The following is a 26,492-nucleotide window of genomic DNA, read 5'->3' on the forward strand; positions in this document are numbered from 1 at the left end:
TACCAGAAACAAAAATGGCGCACATTATAGCCAAAGGTGCGCCAATACCAAAGCTGTGCTGCAGGATAAAACTCAGTCTTTCTGCAACGGGCAAACAAAGTTGGCAGGTTTTACCGCCAGTACGTCACAATCCAGCCGATCTATAACGTGCTCTGCAGTATTACCAATAATGGCTGCCGACAGGCCGGTGCGGCCGATAGTACCAATTACCACCATTTCGGCGTCCAGTTTAGTGGCTATTTGCGGTAACACATCTTCAGGCATACCTTCGAGCACATGACAGTGCTGGCTGTCGATATCAAACTGTTTGGCCAGGGTGGCTACTGCATCAGCATGATGGTGTTTCATTGTGCTGTTATATTCCTGCGGATTAAACTCGGGAATTTCTATCGCGATATTTACCGGCGTGCCCGGAAAGGCATTAACCAGATGGGTGCTGGCGTTAAGCATTGTTGCCATCTGCCGTGCTTTGGCGATTACCCGCTGATTTAGCGATAAATGATGCTCCTGCTCACTGCCGGCATTTACCGCCGCAATAATATTACCGCCTTGCGGCCAGTCATGATCTTTAACCATCAGCACCGGGCAGGGGCATTTACGCAGTACATGCCAGTCGGTGGGGGTGAAAATCATAGATTTAAGTACGTCATGATCATGGGTGCCTTTAATAACCAGATCGTAGTTATCTTCCAGTACGGCATGCACAATGGCTTCAAAAGGGCGGCTGTGCCACACCACTTTAATAACGATATTTAACCCGGCGGCACGGTGGCGCTCTGTCAGTTCGCTGATCCACAGCTCGCGATCTTTAATAACGGCCTGGCGCATAGACTCGCGTTCTTCGCCGGACAGCATAGTGGTCATTTCGTAGGAAAAGTCGTATACCGATAAAAAGGCGGTAAGTTTGCCACCTTGTAACCGGGTTAGCTCTATGGCCCGGTTAAGGGCTTTCTGTTGTTCTACACTGGGGTCCAGTACAACCAACACATTATTGTAAGCTGACATAAACTGCTCCACGTTGAGACTTCGCCTTTAAGTGTAGTCAAATTAGCACTGTTTGCCCGTGTTTAACTTGCGCTGGCGCAAGTTAAACACGGTGTATTTCAGCAATGCGCCGTAAGGGCGGCCAGTTTGGATAAGGCGTGTTGGTCTTTAAGACTAATCAGTTTGCCGTCTACCTGAATTAACTGCTCTTTGTCCAGCTTGCTCAGTAAGCGGCTAATGGTTTCTACTGTCAGCCCCAGATAATTGCCAATGTCGCTGCGTGTCATGGTTAAACGAAACTCATCGGCTGAAAAACCACGGCTGGCATAACGTTGGCCCAGCTGAGATAAAAAGGTTGCCAGCTTTTGCTCTGCAGTTTTGCGGTTTAACAACAGCATCATTTGCTGATCAGCTTGAATATCTTCACTCATCAGGCGCATTATTTGCTGGCGTAAGCGCGGCAATTGATCGAGTAAGGTTTCCAGGTTTGGCAGCGGAATTTCGCATACCATAGCGGTTTCCAGTGTTTCCGCATAGCTGGGATGCATCTGCTTGCTTAAAGCATCAAAGCCGACAATATCGCCGGGCAGATGAAAACCGGTAATTTGCTGCTCGCCCTGATCCGTCAGGGTAAAGGTTTTAAACGAACCGGTACGAATGGCATACAGGCATTTTTGTGCCTGGCCAGCTTCAAACAGCATATCACCTTTATGCATCGGTTTTTTACGCTGAATAATGTCATCCAGCCGGGTTAGCTCGTTTTCGTTCAAACTAAAGGGTAAACATAGCTGGCTGAAACCACAGTCCTGACAGTTAATTGCAGAGCGTTGCATAGCGGTATCCTTGCCTTTTATAAATAATAGCGACAGCTTAAAAAACCATACGTTTTATAGCAAGCCAAATTGTATAACCGCCGTAAATAGCCAACATGGCAGCGGCAGCATAACGTACTGCGTTATGGCTTTTTAGCTTGCTCATTAATTGTGCGGCGCTGCCAGTCAATAAGATTGCCGGTAAAGTGCCCAGGCCAAATGCCAGCATTAAGGCTGCACCGGCAGAAGTGCTGCCACTGGCCAGGCTCCAGCCTAAAGCACTGTACACCAGACCGCAAGGTAATGCCCCCCAGCACAGGCCATAAGCATAAGCTTTGGTTAATGAGTCTAATGGCAAGAAGCGCCGCGACACCGGCTGTACATAGTACCATAGTGTCTGGCCGGCTTTTTCCAGCAGCAGTAAACCAAACCACAACCGGCTGATATACAGCGCCATAATAATCAGTAGAATGCCGGCTACTAAGCGCAACCACAGCATTGAAGCACCCGCCAGTTGCATCGCACTGACACCCGCATAGCCGACAATAGCGCCAAACACGGCATAGGTTGTTAGCCGGCCCGCGCTTAATGTCAGTTGCAGTAATAATTTTTTAGTCGTGCTTTGTGCTGGCATCGCCAGTTGCAAGGCACCGACAATGCCGCCGCACATTACCAGGCAATGGCCGCTACCCAAAAAGCCTATTAATAATGCGGCGAGCAGATCGTTGTTCATGGGGCAGGAGGGTCTTGTTTATCTTTATTGGCGGCTGTTTTTTCATCAAACAGTATGCTGAAACCTTCTTTATCCAAATCTTCAAACTGTTTGCTGCGAACTGCCCAGAAAAACACTGCCAGGCCAATTAATACAAACAAAATAGCAATCGGGATTAGTACGTAAATAACACTCATTATTTAAGCAGCCTTAATGAATTTGATACCACCAGCAATGAGCTGAACGACATACCGATAACAGCAATATAAGGTGAAACAAAACCGGCAACGGCTAGTGGAATAATGATCAGGTTGTAACCAACTGACCAGGCCAGGTTTTGCCTGATACCACGCTGCGCTGCTTTGCTGCCCTGTAGCAAGGTGGCAATTAAGCCGATATCGTGCTGCAACAATACCACATCAGCCTGATTTTTTGATAAATCTGTACCCGACTGCATGGCCACAGACACATGGGCAGCATGAAAGCTCGGGCTGTCATTTATGCCATCACCGAGCATTAATACTTTATGCCCGGCGCTAACCAATGCTGTTATTTCAGCCACTTTTTGCTCGGGAGAGCAGCCTTTAACCATCTGATCAAAACCAAGCTGTTGCTGCAATTTGTCAGCCTGCTCTGAACTGTCGCCGGTTAGCATCAGCAGCTTGTAGCCTTGTTGTTGCAACTGGCTTACCAGTGCCGGCGCTTCCTGACGCACAGCATCATGTAAGCTGACTGCGGCAATAAGTTGGTTATCTACACACAGATACACCATAGCTTTAGCCTGCGGTGTTACGGCACAAAATGCTGCACTGCCCACTTTAATTTGCATGCTATTAAACTGAGCACTGATACCGCTGCCAACCACAATATTAACCTGTTCAAGTGGCAGTTTGGTTGTGAGTTTATCAGCAAAAGCCCGGCCAATAGGGTGTTCAGAGTAGGCTTCGAGGTTTGCTATCAGGTTTAGTGCCTGCGCTTCGCTGTAATCGCTGCTAAACAGCGTAATATCCGATATCGAAAACCGGCCTTCAGTCAGGGTGCCGGTTTTGTCAAAAACAATATGTGTCAGCTCGGGCAGTACATCCAGTACCTGAGCGTTTTTGATCAAAATGCCGTTACGGTTCAGCCTTGCTAAGGCGCAAGTAATGGCCGTAGGTGTGGCCAGACTTAGCGCGCAGGGGCAGGTTGCTACCAGCACTGACAGTGTTACCCAGAACGCGCGATCGGCATCAAGCCAGAAGTACCACAGCACAAAAGTAGCGGCGGCAATAATAAGCAGGCGCTCAACAAAGTATTTAGCCAGCCGGTCGGTGCGCTGCAGTACAGCAGGTTTTTGGCTTAATGTGCGTTGTTGCAGCGCAATAATCTGCCCCAGCCGCGATGATGCCAACGGTTTACTGACATTAACCTGCAACAGGCCGTCATGGTTGATGCTGCCTGCCATCACCAGACTGCCGATGTTTTTACTTACCGGCGCATATTCGCCGGTAAGCATCGATTCATCAGCAGAGCTTTGGCCGCTGATAATCTGACCATCTGCAGCTATTGTTTCGCCCGGTTTAATCAGAATGCAGTCACCGCTTTGCAATCGTCTGGCTGATACGGCGTGCTGTTCGCCGTCTTTTAACAGCGTAGCGGTTACCGGCATTATTTTCAGCAAGTTGCTGGTAGCATCGCGCGCGCGTGAGCGGGCGCGGTATTCAAAAAACTTACCCAGCTGCAGCAAAAAGGTAAACATACAGACCGATTCAAAATACACTTCGCCGGTGTTAAATGCTGTGGCGTATGCGGAAGCGAAAAAGGTGTAGTAAATAGCCAGGCTAACCGGCACATCCATATTCATTTGCCGGGCTTTTACACTGCGCCAGGCGCTACTGACAAAGGGTAGGGCAGCATAAAGCACCACCGGCAGGGTTAGCAGCAGGCTTATCCAGCGCATATATCCCTGATGCGACGCGTCTATGCCGGTATATTCGCCAAAATACAGGGCTACAGCCAGCATCATTACCTGCATGGTCATAATGCCCGATACAGCCAGCCGTTTCAGATAGCGGCTAAGTTCAAGCTTAAATACCTGCTCTTCCTGATCCGCAATAAAAGGGCTGGCCTGATAGCCAATACCGGCGAGGCTCTTCAAAATACCGCTAAGTGGTGTGGCATCAGCGCGCCACAGCAGATGGCAGCGCTGGGTGGTGGAATTGACATTAACCTGATGTACGGCCGGCAACTGGCGCAGCTGTTTTTCAATTAACCAGGCACAGGCGGCACAGCTCATGCCGCTGATTGACAGCTCCAGTTCTGTCAGCTCGCCTTGCCGGGTGCTGATATCTTCCAATACCTGTGGTGCGTCAAAGCTGCTAAGCTCAGCTGCAAGCTCTTTAGGTATTGCATTAGCCCGGCTGGCAGGCTCGGTACGAAAGCGATAATAGTCGGCTAAATTGCTGCTAATAATAGTATCGGCGACAGCCAGGCAGCCGGCACAGCAAAATTGGCGCTGCTTAGCATCAAACTCAAGTTGAAATGAGGTGCCAGATGGCACAGGTTCATGGCAATGAAAGCAATAGACTGCGCTCACTTATTCGCCCTGTCAGTAACCAAGCTTAATTTCAGTTTCCGCAGGCAGCTCAAGTGTAGCCCGCAGCTTCCAGTCTTTGGATGCATCAGACACCACCAATTGCCACTTTCCGGTTGGTGTAACAGGTAATTTGGCAATATAAACCAGCTCACCGCTACGCTCGGCATCTAGCGCAAAATCACGTTCGGCCAGAGTAGGGTGGTAAAAGTCTAAATGTATCGCGCCGTCCAGCACGGTGTTTTCAGCAAAATGCACTACAGCCGTATCGCCGGCAATTAATACTTTTGCATCAAGGTTACGCAGCGCTGCCTCACGGTATTTTGCCAGTTGCATATTAATAGCCCGGCCTTCTTTGTAGTAGTCGTCTACCACCAGATCAGGGGTATGCTGCTGCATTATATATACCGTATGCACAGCTTTTAACGCTGTGGCAACAGGAATAGCAATTAAAATCCACGGCCACAGCTGCTTATACCAGGGTTTTGTATCTTGCTGCATAACTTTCCTTAATGCTAATAACAATAAGCCCCGAAACGGGGCTTATAAGTACAGAACAGCGAAACAAGCTTATTGCTGCTCTGCAGGTTTTTCCGGATGAGCTAAACGGTAGACGTAGGCAGTAAGAATATGTACTTTATCTTCGCCTAAAGTTTGCTTAAAGGCTGGCATCACACCATTGCGACCTTTAGTCAGCGTCTCTTCTACCGCTCGGGCTGATCCGCCGTACAACCAGATATTGTCTGTCAGGTTAGGCGCACCGAATGGCAGATTGTGCGCCAGACTACCTTTACCATCCGGGCCATGACAGGCAGCACACAAGGCAAATTTAGTTTTACCGGCTTCAGCGTCACGTTCATTTACCGAACGGCCTGACAAGCTAAGCACATAAGCTGTCATTTCTTTAATGCCTTGCTCGCCCAACGCATCAAACCAGCCTGGCATTGCCGCTTTACGGCCATGGAGCAGGGTTTCTTTGATTTTGTCCGGGGTGCCGCCGTATAACCAGTCGTTGTCAGTCAGGTTAGGGAAGCCGTGCTGGCCGCGGGCGTCAGAGCCGTGACACAATGAACAGTTTTGCAAAAATAACCGCTGGCCGATTTTGATAGCGTCATCATCGTAGGCCAGATCTAACACATCACGTTTGGCAAACTGCTGGAATACCGGACCATAAACTTCGTCAGCCCGCACCATTTCGCGGTCCAGCTCAACGTTACGGCCTTCTTCTACTGCTTTTGTTACAGCTAATTGCGACTCTTCCAGTGATTTAATACCCTGGTTTGAGCTGGTCCAGCCTAAAAAGCCTTTCCAGTTACCCAGACCCGGATACGCTGCCAGATAAAACACTGACCATACCAGCGTCAGAATGAACATATAAGTCCACCAGCGCGGTAACGGGTTGTTTATTTCTTCAATACCGTCTACTTCATGGCCGGTGGTTTCGTCTTCAGGTACACCGACATAATTTTTCAGGTTCCAGGTCAGCAGTATCGCACAGCCGATCAGCACCGGAAGGGTTAACACTATGATCCAAGCACTCCAAAAGCTACTCATGATCCGACTCCTGTTTGGTTTTTTGTTGTGCTTTTTGTTCGTCTTCAAACACCAGATTGGCAGCCTGATCAAAATCAGTTTTGCGTTTCTTGCTGTATGCCCAGATCACGAATGCAATAAAGGCGACAAACAAAATGACGGTAAAAATACTGTGTATCGTTGCGTATTCCATTGGCATTACTTCAGGTGCGTGCCAAGCGACTGCAGATAAGCTATCAGCGCTTGCATTTCAGTTTTACCCTGCACGGCAGCCGCTGCGCCGGCGATATCTTCATCGCTGTATGGCACACCATAGCGCTGCAATACCTGCATTTTTTTAGCTGTATATTTACCATCTAGCACATTTTTATCTAACCATGGAAAAGCTGGCATATTAGATTGAGGCACCACTGAGCGTGGGTCCATTAAATGGGCGTGATGCCAGTCGTCACTGTAGCGCTCGCCTACGCGGGCCAAATCAGGGCCGGTACGTTTAGAACCCCACAGGAACGGGTGATCCCATACGCTTTCACCGGCAACAGAGTAGTGGCCATAGCGTTCAACTTCTGCCCGAAAAGGCCGGATCATCTGGCTATGACAACCCACGCAACCTTCGCGGACATAGATATCACGGCCTTCCAGCTGCAGCGCAGTGTAAGGTGTCATACCGTCAACCGGTTGCGTGGTTTCGTCCAGGAAAAACAGCGGTGTAATCAGTACCAGAGTGCCGAAACTGATGGCAACAATCGTTAATATTGCTAACAGGCCAACACTTCTTTCAATTTTGTCATGATGATTCTTGTTTGACATGATTTACCTCTTACGCTGCCGCTGGCACAGGTTGTAATGTTTCATCTTTAGCGCGTACTGTTTTATAAACGTTGTACGCCATCAGCAACATACCCGCTACTACAAACACACCACCGATAAAGCGCATCAGGTAGAAAGGTTTAGACGCTTCTAAGCTTTGCACAAAGCTGTAAGTCAGGGTGCCGTCAGTGTTAACCGCACGCCACATCATGCCTTGGGTAATACCGGAGATCCACATCGCCACGATATACAGCACCACACCGATAGTGTGTAGCCAGAAGTGGGTGTTAATCAGCGAAATACTGTACATGCGGCCCTGGTTATACAGCACAGGGATCAGGTGATAAATCGCGCCGATAGAAATCATCGCAACCCAGCCTAAAGCACCAGAGTGCACGTGGCCGATAGTCCAGTCAGTGTAATGCGACAGTGCATTTACTGATTTGATTGCCATCATCGGGCCTTCGAAGGTAGACATACCATAGAACGACAGCGAAACAATTAAGAAACGCAGAATAGGGTCGGTTTTTAGCTTATGCCAGGCACCTGACAACGTCATAATACCGTTAATCATGCCGCCCCAGCTTGGTACAAATAACACAACTGACATCACCATACCCAAAGACTGAGTCCAGTCGGGCAGGGCAGTGTAGTGTAAATGGTGCGGGCCGGCCCAGATATACAGTGCAATCAGCGCCCAGAAATGCACGATAGATAAGCGGTATGAATACACCGGCCGACCTGCCTGCTTAGGTACAAAGTAGTACATCATACCCAGGAAACCAGCAGTTAACAGAAAGCCAACCGCATTATGGCCGTACCACCACTGGATCATGGCATCCACAGCACCGGCATATATTGAGTAAGATTTAAACGCGCTTACCGGCATGGCCATGCTGTTTACAATATGCAGTGCGGCAACCGTAAGGATAAAGCCGCCTAAAAACCAGTTAGCGACATAGATATGGCTGGTTTTGCGCTTAACTAAAGTGCCGAAGAACACGATAGCGTAAGATACCCACACCAGGGTGATCAGAATATCAATTGGCCATTCCAGCTCAGCATATTCTTTGCTGCTGGTTAAGCCCATTGGTAGGGTAACGATGGCCGAGACAATAACGGCCTGCCAACCCCAGAAAGTAAACATGGCCAGTTTTTCTGCAAATAACCGCACCTGACAAGTACGCTGTACTATGTAGTAGCTGGTAGCGAACAGGGCGCTGGTACCAAAAGCGAAAATTACCGCGTTGGTATGTAAAGGACGAAGACGACTATAAGTCAACCAAGGAGTGTCAAAGTTTAATGCTGGCCAATAGAGTTGCGCCGCAATTAACACGCCCACCGCCATGCCTACAATCCCCCAAAGAACGGTGGTTAAGGCAAAGAGGCGGACAACGCTATAGTTGTAGTCAACATTTAACGATTTTGTCTGGCTCATGTTGAGTTCCGCTGCAGTTTATACTGGTTACTGATACAGGCTGTTTGCGCAGCCATTCTTGTTATAGGCAGAGTTAACATCCAGTATTTGCAATATTTAACCCTACCAATTTGGGGCTGCATCTTAAGGGTTTTACCCCAAAAAAGATAGGTAAAGCAGCCCGTTTTATGATTTAGAACAAAGTCGCTGCTCATTAAGTAACCAAGTGTAGCTGCTGTTTGAGGCATTTCACCAAAACAGCGTACAATATGCCAACTCTGAGCATTTATCTGGTTAGTTATGCGTGTATTTTATCTTTTTTTACTGTTGTTATGCTGCCTATGCGCCTGTAAGCCGCCTGATAAAGTGCCCGGCTCATCGCTTACGCTATTAAATGACAGCACAATACAGCTTGAGTTAAGCCCCGGGCATGCGCCGGTTGAAACGCCGTTGCTGTTGCAACTGACTGCCGCTGATGTGCTTAGTGTCAGCGGCGAGCTAACCGGCGTATCCATGTATATGGGGAAAGTGCCGCTGCGGTTCAGTCAGCACCAGGGAATGTGGCAGGCCGAATTTTTACTCGGAGCCTGCAGCGATCCGGATATGTTGTGGCAACTGCAGCTGGAAGTTCAGTTTGCCGATGGCCAAACGCGCCGCCTTACTGAGCAATTTCACACCAGCTGGCCGTAATTAATTAACGGTCTTTAGTTAATCCCTCAGCTTAATTTGCTGCGTGAGCTGAAGTGGCGCGGCATCTTGCAGTTGTAAGCGCGCGGTTTCAACACAGATAAACTCCAGATAACTGTCGTCTTCTAAATCTTTAGTGTTGCGGCTTTTATCCTGCCATGGGTTCCAGACAATGGTGGCATCCTGGCCGCTTTGACTAAGCTCCAGTTGTTGTGCTGCGGTATCTAATTGCAGCTTAGCCGCTGGTTTTGCATAAATACGGTCAACTTCGGCATTAATGGTGGCTACCGGCGTATCGCTGCTCTGGTCGCTGGCGCTTACCTTATCCTGATACTGCAGCGGCAGAGGTTGCACCTGGGTTTTGTCAATATTAGCAACACTGAAATAACTATGCAGTGCAGCTTGCTGCGCTATAGCGGAGTTGCACATTAAGCTGATGCTTAAGCTATCGCTCAATGTTAGTTGCAGTTGTAGTGCGGTTTCATCGCCGTGATAGGGCAGTTCGCTGACTGTAATAGCCAGCGTTACCGAGACACTGTCTGCTGTGGCGCTTTGTTCGGTTAACTGCCAAAGCCGGGTTCTTACTACACCGTGGTTCGGTAATGACTGCTGCTGCGGGTTCAGCCGGGCATCGACCGGGCCAAACCAGGGCCAGCATACCGGTACTCCGCCACGAATGGGCATTTCGTTATGCCACTGTGCCAGTGGCGACAGCCATAAGATGTCTTTACCCGGTATTGGCTGATAAGACAGCACCTGAGCACCGTATAAAGAAATCACGGCAGCAGCTTCGCCAAATTGTAGTCTAATGCAGGGCAGATCAGTTAAATGGCCAAAACCGGTTTGCAGGGTAATTGCGGTAATTAGCATGGTATCCTCGACGTTGTTACCAGTGAGTGGGGCAGCAAAAAGCAGCTATAAACAAAACAGCCAGCATAAAGCTGGCTGTTTGCGTATGCAACGCTTTAAGCGTGCTTCATAAACTCAACGGTGTTGTCGAGCATACGGTTGCTAAAGCCCCATTCGTTATCGTACCAGCTCATCACTTTTACTAAGCGGCCATTAACGCGGGTTTCAGTTGCATCAAAAATAGAGGATTTCGGATTATGGTTAAAATCAACCGATACCAGTGGTAAGTCGTTTACGGCCAGTACTTCAGCCATAGTGCCGGATACTGCAGCTTTACGGATAATATCGTTAACTTCATCAATAGAAGTATTACGACCGGCAATAAAGGTTAAATCTACCAGCGACACATTAAGAGTAGGAACCCGCACGGCTAAGCCATCAAACTTGCCTACCAGCTCAGGTACCACTAAACCAACAGCAGCGGCAGCACCGGTTTTAGTTGGGATCATCGACATGGCCGCAGCACGGGCACGGCGTACATCTGTGTGATACACATCGCTTAAGCGCTGATCGTTGGTGTAAGCGTGGATAGTAGTCATCAGACCGGATTCAATACCCAGCGCATCGTTTAACGGCTTGGCAATCGGTGCTAAGCAGTTAGTGGTGCATGAGGCGTTGGAAATAATGTTCATTTGCGGCGTCAAAATCTGATGGTTTACGCCATACACTATAGTGGCATCAACATCTTTAGCCGGAGCTGAAATAATCACTTTTTTTGCACCGGCGTCTAAGTGGGCACCAGCGCTTTTACGATCAGTGAACAGGCCGGTACACTCCAGCACTACGTCTACATTAAGTTGTTTCCACGGTAAGTTAGCCGGGTTGCGCTCGCTTAATGTCAGGATCTCGTCCTGATTAACATAAATAGCTTTGTCGTTGTGCTCAACATTGGCAGCAAAAATGCCGTGCGCAGTGTCATACTTCAGCAGGTGAGCATTAATAGCGGCATCGCCTAAATCATTAATGGCGACCACTTTAATATCGTAATTTTTGCTGCTTTCATACAAAGCACGCAGCACGTTGCGGCCAATGCGGCCAAAGCCGTTAATCGCGACACGAATAGTCATATTAACCCCGTTAGATAGATGTTCTGAAATGAGCGAAACAAGTTGTGTAGTAAAATTACATTATTTAGTGGATTTTTCAAGTTTAAAACAGCGGTAAAGCGTTTTTTCTGTAATTTAATGACATAAATGAACAATGACTTTAACGGCAATGCCGCCTAGAATGAGCGGTAGCCAACTGACTAGACTAAGGATTTCTCATGGACGCCACCTTACAGGCTGAACTGATCGCATTTTGTGGCATTGAAACCGATTTTAATGATGCCTGGGGAAATCCCAGCTCGGTAACGCAGCAGCATCAACTGCAACTGTTAGCCGCACAAGGCTTTGACATTGAAGATGACGAAACAGCCCGACTGCAATTACTTGAACGCCAACTGGATTTCTGGCTACAGCCACTGCAGGCCGTATCGGTGCAACGCGTTGATGAGCCGTTACAACTGTTGCTGCAGGTAACGCTTGAGCAAGCCAATATGGAGTTTGCTTTTACCCTGACGACAGAAGATGGCGCTAAGCAGATATTTAACCTGACACCGGTAGAAGGTGAACTGGTGCAAGTCGTGGTGCTGGATGAGGTGGAATATCATCAGTATCAGCATCTGCTGCCACAACAACTGATGGCGGGCTACCATCAACTTAGCCTGAACGACACTGCCTTTACACAAAAGCTGATTATTACACCGGGGCAGTGCTTTGTGCCGCAAAACTTTAACAGCCAAAAGCAATGGGGCATTGCGTTACAGCTATATGGCCTGCGCTCAGAGCGCAACTGGGGTATTGGCGATTTTACCGATCTTAGCAATACCGTTAACTATTTGGCTGGTGTTGGCGCCGATTTTATTGGCCTTAACCCTATTCATGCGCTGTATCCGGCGATGCCGGAAAGTGCCAGCCCGTATAGCCCGTCGTCACGGCGCTGGCTTAATGTCAGCTATATCGATGTTACGGCAATGCCGGGCTTTAGCCTGTGCGCCCGCACGCAAAGCCTGGTAAGTGCACCGGCTTTTGTGCAGCAGCTTACGCAGCAGCGCAGCAAGGATTTTGTTGATTACAGCGGCGTAATGCAGTTGAAGCTGCCGGTAATGAAAAGCCTGTATCAATGGTTTGTTGAGCAAAAAGGTAGTAACAACAAAGCGCTGACTACAGCTTTTAAGCAGTTTAAAACGGATGGCGGTGCCAGCCTACAGCAACTGGCACTGTATGACGCCTTGCATGCGTATTTGTATCAGCAAGACAGTATGCACTGGGGTTGGCCAAATTGGCCAGAAGAGTACCGCGATCCGCAATCTGACGCTGTACAGGCGTTTGCCGTTAAACATCAGGCAGAACTGGATTTTTACTGTTATTTGCAGTTTATTGCCCAGCAGCAACTGGCACAAGCACAACAAGTAGCCAAGGATGCGGGTATGTTGCTGGGGCTGTACCGTGATTTAGCGGTAGGTGTCAGTGAAGCTTCAACCGAGATTTGGGGCAACCCGGATTTATACTGCCGCGATGCCAGTGTTGGTGCGCCGCCGGATCCGCTGGGGCCGGCCGGACAAAACTGGGGCCTGCCGCCGATGTATCCGTATCAGCTGTACAAACAGGGGTATCAGCCAGTGATTGATCTGCTGCGTGCCAATATGCAGCATGCCGGTGCACTGCGTATCGACCATGTTATGGCTCTGCTACGTTTATGGTGGGTGCCCAAAACAGCCGAAAATGCCGGTGGTGGCGCTTATGTGTATTACCCGATAATGGACTTGCTCGGTATATTAGCGCTGGAAAGCCAGCGTAACCAGGCGGTGATTATCGGAGAAGATTTAGGTACTGTGCCTGACGGTATCCGCGAGTTACTGGCACAATACAATGTGTATTCTTACCGGGTGTTCTTTTTTGAAACCGCAGCCGATGGCGGCTATATTTCGCCAATGCATTATCCTGTGCAGGCCATGGCCACGCTGACAACCCATGATTTACCTACTTTAATTGGCTTTTGGCATTGCGAAGATTTACGCCTGGGTAAAGAGCTGGGTCTATATCAAGATGAAGCCCAGTTGCACGGCTTGTATACACAGCGCCATGCTAATAAACAGCGTATTCTTGATTCATTACACGGCCACCACAGCTTACCAGGTGATTACAGCCGCAGTGCCGAGAACCTGGGCATGGATCCAACGCTCAACTACGCCATGCAACGGCATCTGGCAGCAACGTCCAGCCAGCTTTTATGTTTACAACTGGAAGACGCATTGCAAATGACACAGCCGGTAAATATTCCCGGTACCAGCAATGAATACCCGAACTGGCGGCGTAAGCTGTCTGAACCGATAGAGCAGTGGAGCCAGAACCACGATATCAGGCAGTTGTTTACTGAGATCAGCAAGCAGCGTAAAGCTGCAAACTAAGCTTTGGCGTAAAAAGCCATAGCCTTTGTGGCTGTGGCTGTTAAGGTAGAGACAGAAAAACTAAAAAGGACAGGCGATGAGTTTAGCGTTATTACAACAGGTTAGCTGTGCAGAACCCTTCTCGTTATTAGGCTGGCAACCCCTGAAAGATGACAGCAGCGCCGGCTTGTTGCTGCGGGTATATCTGCCACAGGCGACTGCTGTGAGCGCATACTCTGTTAAAACCGGTAAGTTACTGGGTGAACTGACAGCAAACAGCGATTACCCGGGCGTATTTGAGCTGGTGCTGAGCAAAAAGCGCAAAACAGAAGCTTATCGCCTGACAGTACAAAACGGCGATTACCAGTACCCGTTGTTTGACCCTTACCAGTTTACCGATGAAGCTTTTTACGCCGTGCACTATGTGGCTAATGAGCCGGAAAACCTGTACCGCCAGTTGGGTGCCCAGTTAATTACGCTGGATGTAGCCGGTAAAAGTGTTAATGCCGCCCGTTTTGCGGTGTTTGCGCCCGATGCCTCCAGTGTCAGCCTGATTGGTGATATGAACAGCTGGGATGGCCGGATACACCCGATGCAGCGCACATACTGTGGCCACTGGGTATTAGTGGTGCCAGAGGTGGCCGCCGGCGTGCGTTATAAATTTGAAATTAAAGACCGCAACGGTCATTTGCTACCGCATAAGGCTGATCCTATGGCATTTTATGCCGAGCAGTATCCGTCGCATGCCTCTTTAGTATATGACCACAGCCGTTACCAGTGGCAGGACGATAGCTGGCGCAGCCGTAAACTAACCAATCCGCTTAACAGCCCGATGAGTATCTACGAGCTGCAGGCTGGCTCCTGGCGCCGCAGCGATGACAATCAGCCACTGAGTTATCGTGAGCTGGCCGCCCAGCTTATTCCTTACATTCAGGATATGGGCTACACCCATATTGAATTGTTGCCGGTAATGGAGCATCCGTTTGATGGCTCCTGGGGCTATCAGCCGCTGGGGTTATTTGCGCCTACGTCACGCTTTGGCACACCGGATGATTTTAAGCACTTTGTTGACGCCTGCCATCAGGCCGGTATTGGCGTTATTTTGGACTGGGTTCCGGCGCATTTCCCGGAAGACGGTCACGGCTTAGCCCGGTTCGATGGCAGCCATCTGTATGAATATGCTGATCCGCGCCGCGGCTGGCACCCGGACTGGAACTCCTGTATTTATGATTACGGCAAAGACTATGTGCGTCAGTTTCTGGTGGCCAGCGCCCTTTACTGGCTGGAGCATTTCCATATCGACGGCCTGCGCGTTGATGCCGTAGCCTCAATGCTGTATTGGGATTATTCGCGTAAAGAAGGCGAGTGGATCCCCAATGTTGATGGCGGCAACCACAACTACGAGGCGATCAGCTTTTTCCGCTGGTTTAACAGCGAGGTGTACCGCAAGTTTCCGCATACGATGACCATTGCAGAAGAATCTACTTCGTTTCCTATGGTGTCGCGCCCGGTTGATATGGGTGGGCTGGGCTTTGGCTTTAAATGGAATATGGGCTGGATGAACGACAGCCTGCGTTATATCAGCAAAGATCCGGCTTACCGGCGTTATCACCATAACGATCTGACGTTTTCTATGGTGTACGCTTATAACGAAAACTTTATTTTGCCGCTATCGCACGACGAAGTGGTACACGGTAAAGGCAGTTTACTGAATAAAATGCCCGGCGATGAATGGCAGCAGGCGGCAAACCTGCGCGCTTATTACGCTTTTATGTTTGCGCATCCGGGTAAAAAACTGAATTTTATGGGTAACGAGTTTGCTCAGGGCCGCGAGTGGAGCCATACCCAAAGCCTGGACTGGCATCTGCTGGATTATGATAAACACCGTGGCATGCAGCAACTGCTGCGCGATTTAAACCACACCTACCGCCGCTGTGCACCGCTGTATGAACTGGATTATGCGCACGAGGGTTTCCGCTGGCTGGATCATCAGGACGCCGATAACAGTACCTTGAGTTTTTTACGCCGTGACAGCAGTGGTAATGCGGTGTATGTGGTGTCTAACTTTACCCCGCTGCCACGTAACAACTTTTTACTGGGAGTAGAACAGGGCAGCGAGTACGAGGTTATTCTGAATACCGACAGCAGTTATTACTGGGGCAGCAACTATACAGTTGGAGCGGCCTTACACAGTATCGCCATGCCATACCATGGTTTAGCGCAGCATATTTGTCTGCAATTGCCGCCACTGGCGACACTGTATTTGCGTAAAAAGGGCCAGGCCGGTTAGCATAAACCCGGCTAGCATAAAAAATATTAAAACCTAAGCAGGGCAACGCGATGAGTAACCATATTCCTTTGTTAAAGCTGTCATTTGGTACCGCATCGCCACTGGGCGCAACTTACACTACCGATCAAGAGGGCTCTGGCAGCTGGAACTTTGCTGTCTTTGCCCCTGATGCCCGCAGCTTAACACTGTGTTTATACCAGCCCGACACTGAGGAGTTACTGGGCGAGCTGAACTTTAGCGGCCGCACCGGTGATATCTGGCACGTAGCGGTGGCCGGTATTGAAGAGGGCAGCTTGTATGCGTTAAAAGCAGATGGTCCGAACGACAGTGATTTGGGGTTAGTGTTTGATAAAGACCGCCTTTTGCTCGACCCTTACGTAAAGCAGCTAAACCGCACCCTGAGTTTTAACGAACGCTTATATAATGCTAAAAGTCATTATATGCTGGCCAAAGGCGTATTAGCGCAACAGCAGTTTGACTGGCAAGACAGCGTAAAACCGAAAATTCCGCGGGAAAAAACGGTCATCTATGAAGCCCATGTCAGGGGCATGACTATGCAGCACCCCGGGGTGCCAGAGGAGTTACGCGGAACCTATCTGGGTCTATGTCATCCTTCAGTTATCAAGCACTTACAGGAACTTGGCATTACCACCTTACAGTTACTGCCGGTAGCGGCATTTTTAAGTGAGCCGCGGTTAAACAAGTTACAGCTGAGTAATTACTGGGGTTATAACCCGATAAGTTTTTTTGCCCCAGAGCCACGCTATCAATATCAGGACTCTTTAACTGAGTTTAAAACCCTGGTGCGTAGCTATCATCAGGCTGGCATCGAAGTTATTTTAGATGTGGTGTTTAACCACTCGGCAGAAGCCGGCGAAGACGGCCCGGTATTAAGCTTACGCGGCCTGGCTAATAAGCACTATTACCTGTTTGAAAGCCATGCCGATATCACCGATTTTAGCCAGCATTGTAATTACACCGGCTGTGGCAATACCTTAAACGTGGCGCACCCGGCAACACAAAAGCTGGTAATGGACGCACTGCGTTACTGGGTTGTTGAGATGCAGGTAGACGGTTTTCGCTTTGACTTAGCCACGACGCTGGCGCGCGAACATAAACGCTTTAACCCTTATGCCGCGTTTTTTCAAATTATCGCGCAGGACCCGGTATTATCGCAGGTAAAACTGATTGCTGAGCCGTGGGATGTGGGCCCCGGTGGTTATCAGTTAGGTCAGTTTCCGGCGCATTGGTCTGAATTAAATGATAAGTGCCGTGACACCTTTCGCGCCTTCTGGCGTGGTGATAAAGGTGTACTGCCGGAATTTACCACCCGTTTACTGGGCTCGCGCGATATCTTCCAGAAACACCATAAACCGGCCTGCTGTAGTGTTAACTACTTAACCTACCACGATGGTTTTACCCTGCACGATGTGGTTAGCTACAAAGATAAACATAACTGGCTGAACGGCGAAGAAAACCGCGATGGTCATAACCACAATTTAAGTTGGAACCACGGCGTGGAAGGCCCCAGTAAAGATGCGTCAGTACGTGCCAACCGCTACTTACACAAACGTAATCTTGTTGCCACCTTACTGCTTAGCCAGGGCATGATCCATTGGCTCGGCGGTGACGAGCTAAGCCACACTCAGCGTGGCAATAATAATGCGTATTGTCAGGACAACGATATCAGTTGGCTCGACTGGCACCTTGACAGCGACGAAGAGGATTTCCTGCATTTTGTTCAGCAAATGCTGGCATTTCGCCGCAAGTTTCGCTGTTTGCAGCAATTATCGTTGCTGGACGACAGCTATCAACTGCACGGTGATAAACATCAGATCCAGTGGTATTTGCCTGATGGCACCGAGAAACAACAACACGACTGGCATGATCCTGAGCGTTCCGGTTGTATTTTCCGCATCACAAATAAAGCTAACCAGGCCAGCTTATTGTTTGTCTTTAATGCCGAAGCCAAAGTGCAGCCATTAACCCTGCCGGAACACAGCTGGCAGTTACTGTTCGATACCAGTGTAGACAAAGGTTTGCTGCAAAATCGCAGCACAAAGCTTACAGAATATGAGCAGAATGCGCACAGTATGTCGGTGTGGCAGTAGGTTTATCAGCATGTTTTCAGTATAATGCGCGCCGTTTACAGGCAACTGTCGGCGTGCTGGCAGCGCGCAAAAATGAAAAATAATGAAGGAATGTCAGATGACAGACACAGCTGCACTTTGTGATATCGGTTTTGTCGGCGCCGGTGTAATGGGTAAAAACCTGATCCTGAACCTGGCAGATAACGGCTACCGCGTTGCCGCCTTTGATTTGGACCACCAGAAGCTGGAAGCCGTGCTGGCACAGGATAAAGCTGAGCGTGGTGACAAACCGGCCCGCGTTATCGCTTGCAGCTCGTACACTGAATTACTGGCCCGTTTATCGGCACCGCATTTGGTGGTGTTATCAGTGCCGGCAGGCAAACCGGTGGATGATGTTTGTCATAAATTAATCGATGCCGGCATTCAGGCCGACGACATTATTGTCGATACCGGTAACAGCCTGTGGACCGATACCGTTGCGCGGGAAAAAGACTTCGAAGGTAAGTTTATCTTCTTCTCTACCGCCGTATCCGGCGGTGAAGTAGGCGCCCGATTTGGCCCGTCGTTAATGCCAAGTGGCGATCCGTACGCCTGGACGCGGATTAAACCACTATGGGAAGCCATTGCCGCCAAAGTCGACCCGGCCACCGGTAAACCAATAGAGCGTTTTGAGCCGGGTAATCCGGTTACCGAAGGCGAACCTTGCGCCGCCTACATTGGTCCCAGCGGCTCCGGCCACTATGTCAAAATGGTGCATAACGGTATTGAATACGCTGATATGCAGCTGATTTGCGAAGCCTATCAGGTTATGCGCGATATTCTGGGTATGCCGGCAGCAGAAATTGCTGAGGTTTTTAAAGGCTGGAATGAAGGCAAACTACACAGCTACTTAATTGGCATTAGTGCCGATGTACTGGCGACCAAAGACTCAGAAACCGGCTTGCCGCTGGTAGACGTTATTATGGACAAAGCCGGCCAAAAGGGCACCGGCTTGTGGACAGCCGTAAGCAGCCTGCAACTAGGCAGCCCGTCACCGACTATTGCTGAAGCTGTTTATGCCCGCTCTTTATCTGCGCTAAAAAGCGAGCGGGTGAAAGCGGCTACGGTATTGGCCGGCCCGGCGCAAAATTTAATTTCTCCAGAGCAAAAAGACGAGATTATTCAGGCCCTGCATGATGCGTTGTACTGCGCCAAAATCTGTGTTTATGCTCAGGGTTTCCATTTAATGAAAACCGCGGCCGATGAACATGGCTGGCAGCTAAAATTTGCCGAAATCGCCAAAATCTGGCGTGCCGGCTGTATTATCCGCGCGGTGTTTTTGCAATCTATTACCGAAGCCTACGAGCGCAACGACGAGCTGGAAAACCTGCTGCTTGACCCATTCTTCGCCAAGCAAATTTCGGTGTATCAGCAAAACTGGCGCAAAGCCGTGGCCAACGCTACGTTGTCGGGTATTCCGGTGGCAGCACTTAGCTCAGCACTTAGCTATTACGATTCTTACCGCACCGCGGTATTACCGGCAAACCTGTTACAGGGCCAGCGCGATTATTTTGGCGCCCACACCTTTGAGCGTACCGACAAAGCTAAAGGTAGAATGTTCCATGTCGACTGGAGCAACCCGAAACGACCAATGGTGAAAGTAAAATGACCACTCAACATAACATACAACATATAGGTACCCCGGGTACTGCCAGCAGCACTAAAGTGCTGTTATTAGGCGCCGGCGAACTGGGTAAAGAGCTGTGTATTGAACTTAAACGTTACGGTTGTGAAGTCATAGCCGTAGACCGTTACCCCAATGCACCGGCAATGCAGGTAGCCGATAAAGCCGTAGTGATGTCGATGCTGGATAACGCTGCACTACGCCAGTTGGTGATCAGCGAAAAGCCGGCGTTAATCGTGCCGGAGCTGGAAGCGATAGCCACCTCAGTTTTAATTGAACTGGAAGACTGCGGCTTTAATGTAGTACCCAGTGCCAAAGCAGTTAACCTGACGATGAACCGCGAAGGCATCCGCCGGTTAGCGGCAGAGGAGCTAAAACTGGCTACCTCGCCATTTCAGTTTGCCAGCGACAAAGATAGCTTTACCGCGGCAGTAAATGCCATTGGTTACCCCTGTGTGGTTAAACCGATCATGTCATCCAGTGGCAAAGGCCAGAGTGTACTGCGCTCAGAAGCTGATCTTAACGCCGCCTGGCTTTATGCTCAGGAAGGCGGCCGCGCCGGCAAGGGCAGGGTTATCGTGGAAGGTTTTATCGATTTTGATTACGAAATTACCTTATTAACGGTAAATTCGCTGTCCGGTATTCAATATTGTGCACCTATTGGTCATCGCCAGGAAAAAGGCGATTACCGCGAAAGCTGGCAGCCACAAGCCATGAGCGACAAGGCTTTTGAAACGGCAAAAAGCTACGCTAAAGCAGTAGTAGAGGCATTAGGCGGCCGCGGTTTATTTGGTGTAGAGCTGTTTATTAAAGGCGATACAGTGTGGTTTTCTGAAGTCTCACCACGGCCACACGACACCGGAATGGTAACGCTGATTTCACAGCAACTCAGTGAGTTTGCGCTGCACGCCCGGGCTATTTTAGGCATGCCAATTCCGCATATTAAGCAATACGGCCCGGCTGCATCTGCCGTGTTACTGGTGCCCGGCAATAGCGCTGATATTCAGTACCATGGCCTGGCAGAAGCCTTAGCCGAGCCCGATACTGAACTACGTATTTTCGCCAAGCCCGAAGTGCAGGGCGAGCGGCGTATGGGCGTGGCACTGGCATTAAGTGATACTGTCGAAGCCGCCACGCAAAAAGCGCTAAATGTGATTAGCAAGCTTAGCGTTACACTTAAGTAAGGCTGCAAAGCGGTTAGAAAAAACCACCTGCGGGTGGTTTTTTTATGCCTGCGTATTAAATAAGTCATATGCCTGGAAAACGCCATTAACATTTTGATACCAAATACCACCACCTGGCGGCTTAGTCTGTGCTAACGTTTTAGCCATAAATAATATGAACAGGAGCTTAGTTATGGCCATTGATGCCAGTGGAGTAAAAATAGAAGATCGGCCGTTTGACCAGGTACGGCAAGAAGCGATAGATCAGCTGATTATGAATTACAGCCACGGCATTATATCGGCAGAAGCCTTTGAACGACGGCTGGATGTTGCAACCGACGCCAAAAGCCATCAGGAACTGATAGACGTGGTAGCCGATTTAACCTTGCTGCCAGACAATCAGTATCAACAGCAGCGCCAGCGTAGTTTTTCTCCCCGCTATCAAGCCGGCAACGACACCCGCAACGAGAAGATACTGTGTGTGCTGTCATCCAATCAACAGCGCGGCCAGTGGCTGGTGCCTGCAGAAATACAAGTTACCAATATTGTTGGTTCAGTAGAGCTGGATTTCTCTGAGGCTGTTTTTCAACATCAACATATCGTTATTAAAGTACAAAACTGGCTTGGTAGCCTGGATATTCTGGTGCCGCCGCAGGTTAACGTGGTGTCGAATATGACTAATGTTGTCAGTAGCTGCGATAATCAGGCGACATCTTTGGGCGATCGCCAGGCGCCGCAGATTGTAATAGAAGGCTACTCCATTCTGGGTTCATTGGATGTAAAGCTAAAGCAGACAATGAAAGAGAAATTCAGCAGTTTTGCCAATCAGTTTCGTCAAATGTTTGGTTTAAATAAACCGTGAATTGACGGCGTTACTATAGCGCTATGTATTAAGGATGAACGGATTGAGCTTTCCTACGTTAGAAACTGAGCGGTTGTTGCTTACAGAACTTCAAGTTGATGATAAAGAACAAATATTTTTGCTATTTTCCACGCCAGCTGTAGTCGAACACTACGATTTAGCAGTATTCAGTGAACCTGAGCAGGCTGCCAATCTTATAAGTCTTTTTAAGTCACGCTACGCTGAGCAAGCGGGGATCCGCTGGGCCATTCGATTAAAAACAACCGGCAAGTTAATTGGTACTTGTGGCTTTAATTCATGGAACAGCAAAATGCAGAACGCTGTTATTGGCTATGATCTTCTGCCAGATTTTTGGGGAAAGGGCTACTGTTCAGAGGCTGTCCGGGCGATTATCGGCCTGGCATTTTCAGGAGCTTTACCCTGCGGAAAATTACACAGAATTCAGGCTGATACCGTGCCTGGTAATCACGCCTCTGAAGCGCTACTAAACAAACTGCGATTTAAAGAAGAAGGGCTAAGGCGCGAATGTGGTTATTGGAAACACAAGTTTCATGATCTTAAGTGTTTTGGCTTGCTGAAATCTGAGTTTATTTCGGCCTGATATTCCTGTGCCGGCCATTGTTCACTTTGTAAATAAAATCCATTAGCATCAAAGCCTGTTCGCAATAACACAAACAGGCAAAGCGGTATGCAACAACAAAAAAAACTGCGCATAAAAGATATTGATAAGCAGGTTATAAAAATCAGCCTTATCGAAACACCCGGTAGTATTTTGTTTGGTGTAGGGCTTTACAGCAAGTTTGTTGACGCTGATGCACCAATACTACCGTTTTTGCAGGATCAGGCAGTCGTTAACTCTATCATCGTTATTGGCGCCGCGATTATGCTGTGGGGCACCTATAAAATATTAATGCTCAAGCTGGAGAAGTCCCGTTTGCAAAAAGCGGCAGGGGTTTAACCATTGGCGAATATTTTAAAGCTTCTCGCGCTGGTTTTCGTTTTTAACACCCTTGCAGCTGATATTTCCGGCATCTGGAAACATGCCGATAAACCGGCATGGCTAAACGTAGATATGCAAACCGGCGTTGTTACTGTGCAGCGACATGATAATGCACCGGGCGCAGCAGGCCTGACGGTAATCAAAGATCTCAGCGCAGCACCGCCAATCTGGAACGGCAAAATGTACGCAGCAGAGCAGGGCGACTATGTAGCGGTATCGTTGGAGCTAAAAGATAACCAGACATTGATAGTTATTGACGCAGATGCGGCGGAAATACTCAGATTAACGCGGCCTTAGCAGGATCGTTGTAGTTACAGGGAGAGCAAATGCAGGAAATAACCCTCAGCGATGATAAATCGTGGCTGGATATTGGCAAAATTCATCAATTTCTTAGTACAGAAAGCTCCTGGGCCAAAGGCATTTCGCTGGATACTGTGCAGCGCAGCATTGCACATTCAATATGTCTGGGGGCTTATACCGCAAGTCAGCAAGTAGGCTTTTGTCGCATTATTACTGATCAGGCGACCTTTGCTAATCTGGTCGACGTTATTGTCTGGCCGAAGTATCGCGGCCACGGCATCGCCGCAAAGTTAATGGCAGCAGTGCTGCAGCATCCCAGCGTAGCGAGTGTGCGCCGCTTTACGCTGGCCACCTCAAATACACACGGTTTATACGCCAAATACGGTTTTACCGCGCTCAATAAACCCGAGACTTTTATGGAAATTTACCGGCCGGATATTTATGCCACTTAAGAAGCTACTATGCTGCAGGGACTAAACCATATCACCATCGCTGTTAGTGACTTAGAGCGCTCGCTGGCGTTTTACACCGAATTGCTTGGTATGAAAGCGCATGTGCGCTGGGATGGCGGAGCTTATCTTAGCCTTGGCGGTGTTTGGTTTTGTTTATCCTGCGGTAAATCGTCACCAGGTCTGGATTATTCTCATATTGCTTTAGATATTGCAGAGCAGAACTTCGCTGAATTTGTAACAAAACTGCGTGAGGCAGGTGTAGCAGAGTGGCAGCAAAACAGCAGTGAAGGGCAATCGGTTTACTTTTTCGATCCAAACGGCCATAAGCTGGAAGCTCATTGCGGTAATCTGCAAACGCGGTTAGATGCATTAAAACATAAGCCGTATTCCGGCCTGGTATGGTTGTCAGAGTAAATATTCGGAGAGTAGATTGATTTCTAAATTAAGGTTCTACGCGCTTTGCTGCTTTATGCTTTCAGCTTTTGTATCCGCGCAGGACATCAGATTTGCCACTGTCGATAACATTAAGCTCGAATATATTGATATCGGCGCGGGTGATTACACCTTAGTGGTGGAATCAGGCGTGGGGATGGGCGTTGATTACTGGCAGCCTTTGTTAGCCGATTTGGCCAAGCTGAATGTCAGAACCATTGTTTACTCCAGAGCCGGCAATGGCCAGTCGGGCAGTGTTGATGATATCTCACTGTCGGCGTCAAACCGTCGTCTGGCTTTGTTACTGCAAACAATCAAAGCTGACAACGATAAGCTCATACTGCTTGGGCATTCTTTTGGCGCTTTGCATGTGCGCACTTTTGCCGGCCGCCACCCTGAGAAGGTTGCCGGTATTGTGTTACTCGACCCAAGCCATGAAGGTTTTCAGAACGCACTTAGTGCGTTAGATAAAGATTGGGCAGACAGAGATAATTCCCGACTCAATAAGATGTTGCAACAACAACCGGAGTGGCAGCAACTGCAACAGCTTTATCAGCAAAACGCCGTGGCAGATCACTACATCACCCAAATGCTACCGACTGTGTTGGTAACTTCATCCCGGTTAAATGAGAGTAATTGGTGGATTGGCCACAGCCCGCAAGGCAAAAAAGTTTGGCGACAATTACATGCATCCCTGATTGATAACAACCCAAATGCTGTGCATTTTGTTACCGATAAGTCTGGCCATAATGTGCCGTTAGACGGTAAGGCGTTATCGCTGAAAGCGATTGATACGATGTTGTTTATGCTAAGTGCGGGTTAGATCGTTAGCGACTAAAAGCATGCTGAATAAATCGCAGATTGGAGTGTGAATGAATATCACTGTTAAGGAAAAATTACCTCTGCTGTTTCTGCTGGCTATATCGCTTAGCTGGGGTTTTTATTATCAGGGTGAGCATTGGTTTAATAACTACGGCGCGGCAAACTTTGAATGGTTGTTTTTGCTGGATGCTCTGCTGGTATTGCCGCTGCTGTGTTTTGTTTGTATTAAAGATAAAAAGCAAGCTGCGGTTAAAGCAGCAGTATTGTGTGGCTTAGCGGTTTTGGTAGGCAGTTACATTATTCCGGCACAAAGTAAACTTATCTGGAATTACCTTGAGTCAGGGCGTTATCTGTTGTTGGCGCTTATCCTAATGTTCGAACTTGTTGCTGTGCTGACGGTGTATCTGGCTATCAGTACGGCTTTGCGACAGAAATCGGAACCGGAGCTGGCTATATCAAGACCAATACATCGCCTGTTAGGTAAAGGTGTAACGGCCGGATTACTTGAGTTTGAAACCAGAATTTGGACCTACGCTTTGTTCGCAAAGCATATTAGTCCGGCACAGTTTCACGGTGAACAGCATTTTAGCTATCACCTGAAATACGACGCTAAAACTAATGCCCTGGGCTTTATTTTGCTTATTGCATTGGAAATTCCGCTGGTCCATCTGCTGCTGCACTTTGCCTGGTCGTCACTTGCGGCGAATATTGTCAGCGGATTAACGCTGCTTAGTCTGATTTTCTTTATTGCTGAATATCGCGCTATGGCAAGAAGGCCGCTATCAGTGGACAAAAAAAATCTGTACATCCGTTTCGGTATTTACAACACGCGGGTTGTAGCACTGGACAACATTGCCGGCATAGCGCTTCACCATGGTTATATTGCAAGAGCCTCTGACAACAAACGATACAACTTTGCAGGCCATCCTAATGTCGCTCTCGAGCTGCGGCAATCAGACAACACTATTAAACATCTGTATTTAGGTGTAGACCAACCGCAGGCATTTATTGACTGTATTCAGTCTCGCTTACAAACCAGCACGATGAAATTGTCTGGCAATTTAAACTATTAAATATCGGATATTTTACAAGGAGTAACAGTGAGCATTTCGTTGCGTGAAGTAAACCGGCAAAACTATGAAGCGGTGTGTGAGCTTGAGGTTGCCACAGAGCAAGAGCCTTACGTAGCTTGCAATATGTGGTCTTTGGTAGAGGCGGCCTATAATGACGGCCATACTTGCAGGGCCATTTATTTGGCGCAGCAGCCGGTTGGGTTCTTTATGTGGGTAAAAGAAACGCCGGAGCTTATATCTATCTGGCGTTTTATGGTTGATAAACAATATCAGCAACAAGGTATTGGCCGCAGGGCTATGGCGCTGGCGTTAGCAGAAATTAAGCAAGATGCTGATATTAAACAGATTGAAATTTGCTACAGCCCGCAAAATCCGGTAGCAAAAAGCTTTTATGGTAGCTTTGGTTTTATTGAGCAAGGGCTGGATGAGGAAGGGGAAGATATGCTGGCGCTAATTACGCTGTAGCGCTGAATAATAGT

27 protein-coding genes are annotated in these 26,492 nt (G+C 48.7%); 15 read left to right on the plus strand and 12 right to left on the minus strand.

Annotated elements, in window-relative coordinates; genetic code table 11:
• Nucleotides 1-72: 72 nt before the first annotated feature.
• The 10 genes from uspE to ccoN all read right to left on the minus strand — a co-directional run bounded on the left by uspE (nucleotide 73) and on the right by ccoN (nucleotide 8,861).
• Nucleotides 73-1,005, minus strand: a complete 933-nt coding sequence (gene uspE / locus MJX74_RS15665; protein ID WP_240223870.1) for a universal stress protein UspE — start codon at nucleotides 1,003-1,005, stop codon at nucleotides 73-75.
• A gap of 98 nt (nucleotides 1,006-1,103) precedes the next feature.
• Complete coding sequence (fnr, locus tag MJX74_RS15670) at nucleotides 1,104-1,817, minus strand: fumarate/nitrate reduction transcriptional regulator Fnr (protein ID WP_240223872.1); 714 nt, start codon at nucleotides 1,815-1,817, stop codon at nucleotides 1,104-1,106.
• A 37-nt stretch (nucleotides 1,818-1,854) separates the two neighbouring features.
• Nucleotides 1,855-2,529: a sulfite exporter TauE/SafE family protein gene (locus MJX74_RS15675; protein WP_240223874.1), complete on the minus strand. Its 675-nt coding sequence runs from the start codon at nucleotides 2,527-2,529 to the stop codon at nucleotides 1,855-1,857.
• Nucleotides 2,526-2,705: a cbb3-type cytochrome oxidase assembly protein CcoS gene (gene ccoS, locus MJX74_RS15680; RefSeq protein WP_068231773.1), complete on the minus strand. Its 180-nt coding sequence runs from the start codon at nucleotides 2,703-2,705 to the stop codon at nucleotides 2,526-2,528. The genes MJX74_RS15675 and ccoS overlap by 4 nt, the downstream gene beginning before the upstream one ends.
• On the minus strand, nucleotides 2,705-5,083 hold the full coding sequence (locus MJX74_RS15685; RefSeq protein WP_240223876.1) for a heavy metal translocating P-type ATPase: 2,379 nt from the start codon (nucleotides 5,081-5,083) through the stop codon (nucleotides 2,705-2,707). The genes ccoS and MJX74_RS15685 overlap by 1 nt, the downstream gene beginning before the upstream one ends.
• A 12-nt stretch (nucleotides 5,084-5,095) precedes the next feature.
• Nucleotides 5,096-5,581 (minus strand): FixH family protein, encoded by a 486-nt coding sequence (locus MJX74_RS15690; protein WP_240223877.1) that lies wholly within the window; start codon nucleotides 5,579-5,581, stop codon nucleotides 5,096-5,098.
• Nucleotides 5,582-5,650: 69 nt separating this feature from the next.
• Nucleotides 5,651-6,634 (minus strand): cytochrome-c oxidase, cbb3-type subunit III, encoded by a 984-nt coding sequence (ccoP, locus tag MJX74_RS15695; protein ID WP_068231783.1) that lies wholly within the window; start codon nucleotides 6,632-6,634, stop codon nucleotides 5,651-5,653.
• Nucleotides 6,627-6,806, minus strand: a complete 180-nt coding sequence (locus MJX74_RS15700) for a cbb3-type cytochrome oxidase subunit 3 (protein WP_068232105.1) — start codon at nucleotides 6,804-6,806, stop codon at nucleotides 6,627-6,629. Before MJX74_RS15700 ends, ccoP begins: the two co-directional genes overlap by 8 nt.
• A 5-nt stretch (nucleotides 6,807-6,811) precedes the next feature.
• Entirely contained in the window at nucleotides 6,812-7,423 is a 612-nt protein-coding gene (gene ccoO / locus MJX74_RS15705; RefSeq protein WP_068231786.1) for a cytochrome-c oxidase, cbb3-type subunit II, read from the minus strand.
• A gap of 10 nt (nucleotides 7,424-7,433) precedes the next feature.
• Nucleotides 7,434-8,861 (minus strand): cytochrome-c oxidase, cbb3-type subunit I, encoded by a 1,428-nt coding sequence (gene ccoN, locus MJX74_RS15710; RefSeq protein WP_240223878.1) that lies wholly within the window; start codon nucleotides 8,859-8,861, stop codon nucleotides 7,434-7,436.
• Nucleotides 8,862-9,206: 345 nt separating this feature from the next.
• Here ccoN and MJX74_RS15715 point away from each other — a divergent pair, with 345 nt between their 5' ends.
• On the plus strand, nucleotides 9,207-9,530 hold the full coding sequence (locus MJX74_RS15715) for a hypothetical protein (RefSeq protein WP_240223879.1): 324 nt from the start codon (nucleotides 9,207-9,209) through the stop codon (nucleotides 9,528-9,530).
• Nucleotides 9,531-9,548: 18 nt separating this feature from the next.
• Here the strand turns inward: MJX74_RS15715 and MJX74_RS15720 are convergent, their stop codons facing one another.
• The gene (locus MJX74_RS15720) at nucleotides 9,549-10,397 is read right to left on the minus strand and encodes a D-hexose-6-phosphate mutarotase (protein ID WP_240223880.1); all 849 of its coding nucleotides are present in this window, start codon (nucleotides 10,395-10,397) and stop codon (nucleotides 9,549-9,551) included.
• 95 nt (nucleotides 10,398-10,492) lie between these two features.
• Nucleotides 10,493-11,503, minus strand: coding sequence for a type I glyceraldehyde-3-phosphate dehydrogenase (gap, locus tag MJX74_RS15725; protein ID WP_240223881.1), 1,011 nt, complete (start codon nucleotides 11,501-11,503; stop codon nucleotides 10,493-10,495).
• A gap of 197 nt (nucleotides 11,504-11,700) precedes the next feature.
• Here gap and malQ point away from each other — a divergent pair, with 197 nt between their 5' ends.
• The 14 genes from malQ to MJX74_RS15795 all read left to right on the plus strand — a co-directional run bounded on the left by malQ (nucleotide 11,701) and on the right by MJX74_RS15795 (nucleotide 26,478).
• Entirely contained in the window at nucleotides 11,701-13,887 is a 2,187-nt protein-coding gene (malQ, locus tag MJX74_RS15730; RefSeq protein WP_240223882.1) for a 4-alpha-glucanotransferase, read from the plus strand.
• Nucleotides 13,888-13,963: 76 nt separating this feature from the next.
• Nucleotides 13,964-16,156, plus strand: a complete 2,193-nt coding sequence (glgB, locus tag MJX74_RS15735; protein WP_240223884.1) for a 1,4-alpha-glucan branching protein GlgB — start codon at nucleotides 13,964-13,966, stop codon at nucleotides 16,154-16,156.
• A gap of 50 nt (nucleotides 16,157-16,206) precedes the next feature.
• Nucleotides 16,207-18,267 (plus strand): glycogen debranching protein GlgX, encoded by a 2,061-nt coding sequence (glgX, locus tag MJX74_RS15740; protein ID WP_240223885.1) that lies wholly within the window; start codon nucleotides 16,207-16,209, stop codon nucleotides 18,265-18,267.
• Between the two features lie 97 nt (nucleotides 18,268-18,364).
• The gene (gndA, locus tag MJX74_RS15745) at nucleotides 18,365-19,894 is read left to right on the plus strand and encodes an NADP-dependent phosphogluconate dehydrogenase (RefSeq protein ID WP_240223886.1); all 1,530 of its coding nucleotides are present in this window, start codon (nucleotides 18,365-18,367) and stop codon (nucleotides 19,892-19,894) included.
• The gene (gene purT / locus MJX74_RS15750) at nucleotides 19,891-21,093 is read left to right on the plus strand and encodes a formate-dependent phosphoribosylglycinamide formyltransferase (protein ID WP_240223887.1); all 1,203 of its coding nucleotides are present in this window, start codon (nucleotides 19,891-19,893) and stop codon (nucleotides 21,091-21,093) included. Before gndA ends, purT begins: the two co-directional genes overlap by 4 nt.
• A gap of 172 nt (nucleotides 21,094-21,265) precedes the next feature.
• Nucleotides 21,266-21,934: a DUF1707 SHOCT-like domain-containing protein gene (locus tag MJX74_RS15755; protein ID WP_240223889.1), complete on the plus strand. Its 669-nt coding sequence runs from the start codon at nucleotides 21,266-21,268 to the stop codon at nucleotides 21,932-21,934.
• A gap of 34 nt (nucleotides 21,935-21,968) precedes the next feature.
• A complete protein-coding gene (locus MJX74_RS15760) occupies nucleotides 21,969-22,535 on the plus strand; it encodes a GNAT family N-acetyltransferase (RefSeq protein WP_420851420.1) in 567 nt (188 codons plus the stop codon).
• Nucleotides 22,536-22,622: 87 nt separating this feature from the next.
• Complete coding sequence (locus tag MJX74_RS15765; protein ID WP_240223893.1) at nucleotides 22,623-22,892, plus strand: hypothetical protein; 270 nt, start codon at nucleotides 22,623-22,625, stop codon at nucleotides 22,890-22,892.
• A gap of 3 nt (nucleotides 22,893-22,895) precedes the next feature.
• Nucleotides 22,896-23,231, plus strand: coding sequence for a hypothetical protein (locus tag MJX74_RS15770; protein ID WP_240223895.1), 336 nt, complete (start codon nucleotides 22,896-22,898; stop codon nucleotides 23,229-23,231).
• A gap of 29 nt (nucleotides 23,232-23,260) precedes the next feature.
• On the plus strand, nucleotides 23,261-23,686 hold the full coding sequence (locus tag MJX74_RS15775; RefSeq protein WP_240223897.1) for a GNAT family N-acetyltransferase: 426 nt from the start codon (nucleotides 23,261-23,263) through the stop codon (nucleotides 23,684-23,686).
• A 9-nt stretch (nucleotides 23,687-23,695) separates the two neighbouring features.
• Nucleotides 23,696-24,100: a fosfomycin resistance glutathione transferase gene (fos, locus tag MJX74_RS15780; RefSeq protein WP_240223898.1), complete on the plus strand. Its 405-nt coding sequence runs from the start codon at nucleotides 23,696-23,698 to the stop codon at nucleotides 24,098-24,100.
• Nucleotides 24,101-24,155: 55 nt separating this feature from the next.
• A complete protein-coding gene (locus tag MJX74_RS15785; RefSeq protein WP_240223899.1) occupies nucleotides 24,156-24,941 on the plus strand; it encodes an alpha/beta hydrolase in 786 nt (261 codons plus the stop codon).
• Nucleotides 24,942-24,990: 49 nt separating this feature from the next.
• Nucleotides 24,991-26,013, plus strand: coding sequence for a hypothetical protein (locus MJX74_RS15790; protein ID WP_240223900.1), 1,023 nt, complete (start codon nucleotides 24,991-24,993; stop codon nucleotides 26,011-26,013).
• Nucleotides 26,014-26,040: 27 nt separating this feature from the next.
• Nucleotides 26,041-26,478 carry a GNAT family N-acetyltransferase gene (locus tag MJX74_RS15795; protein ID WP_240223901.1) on the plus strand — a complete coding sequence of 146 codons (438 nt, stop codon included), beginning with the start codon at nucleotides 26,041-26,043 and terminating at the stop codon, nucleotides 26,476-26,478.
• Nucleotides 26,479-26,492: the final 14 nt, after the last annotated feature.

The sequence above is a fragment of the Rheinheimera hassiensis genome (genome assembly GCF_022436675.1).
Classification (GTDB): domain Bacteria; phylum Pseudomonadota; class Gammaproteobacteria; order Enterobacterales; family Alteromonadaceae; genus Alishewanella; species Alishewanella hassiensis.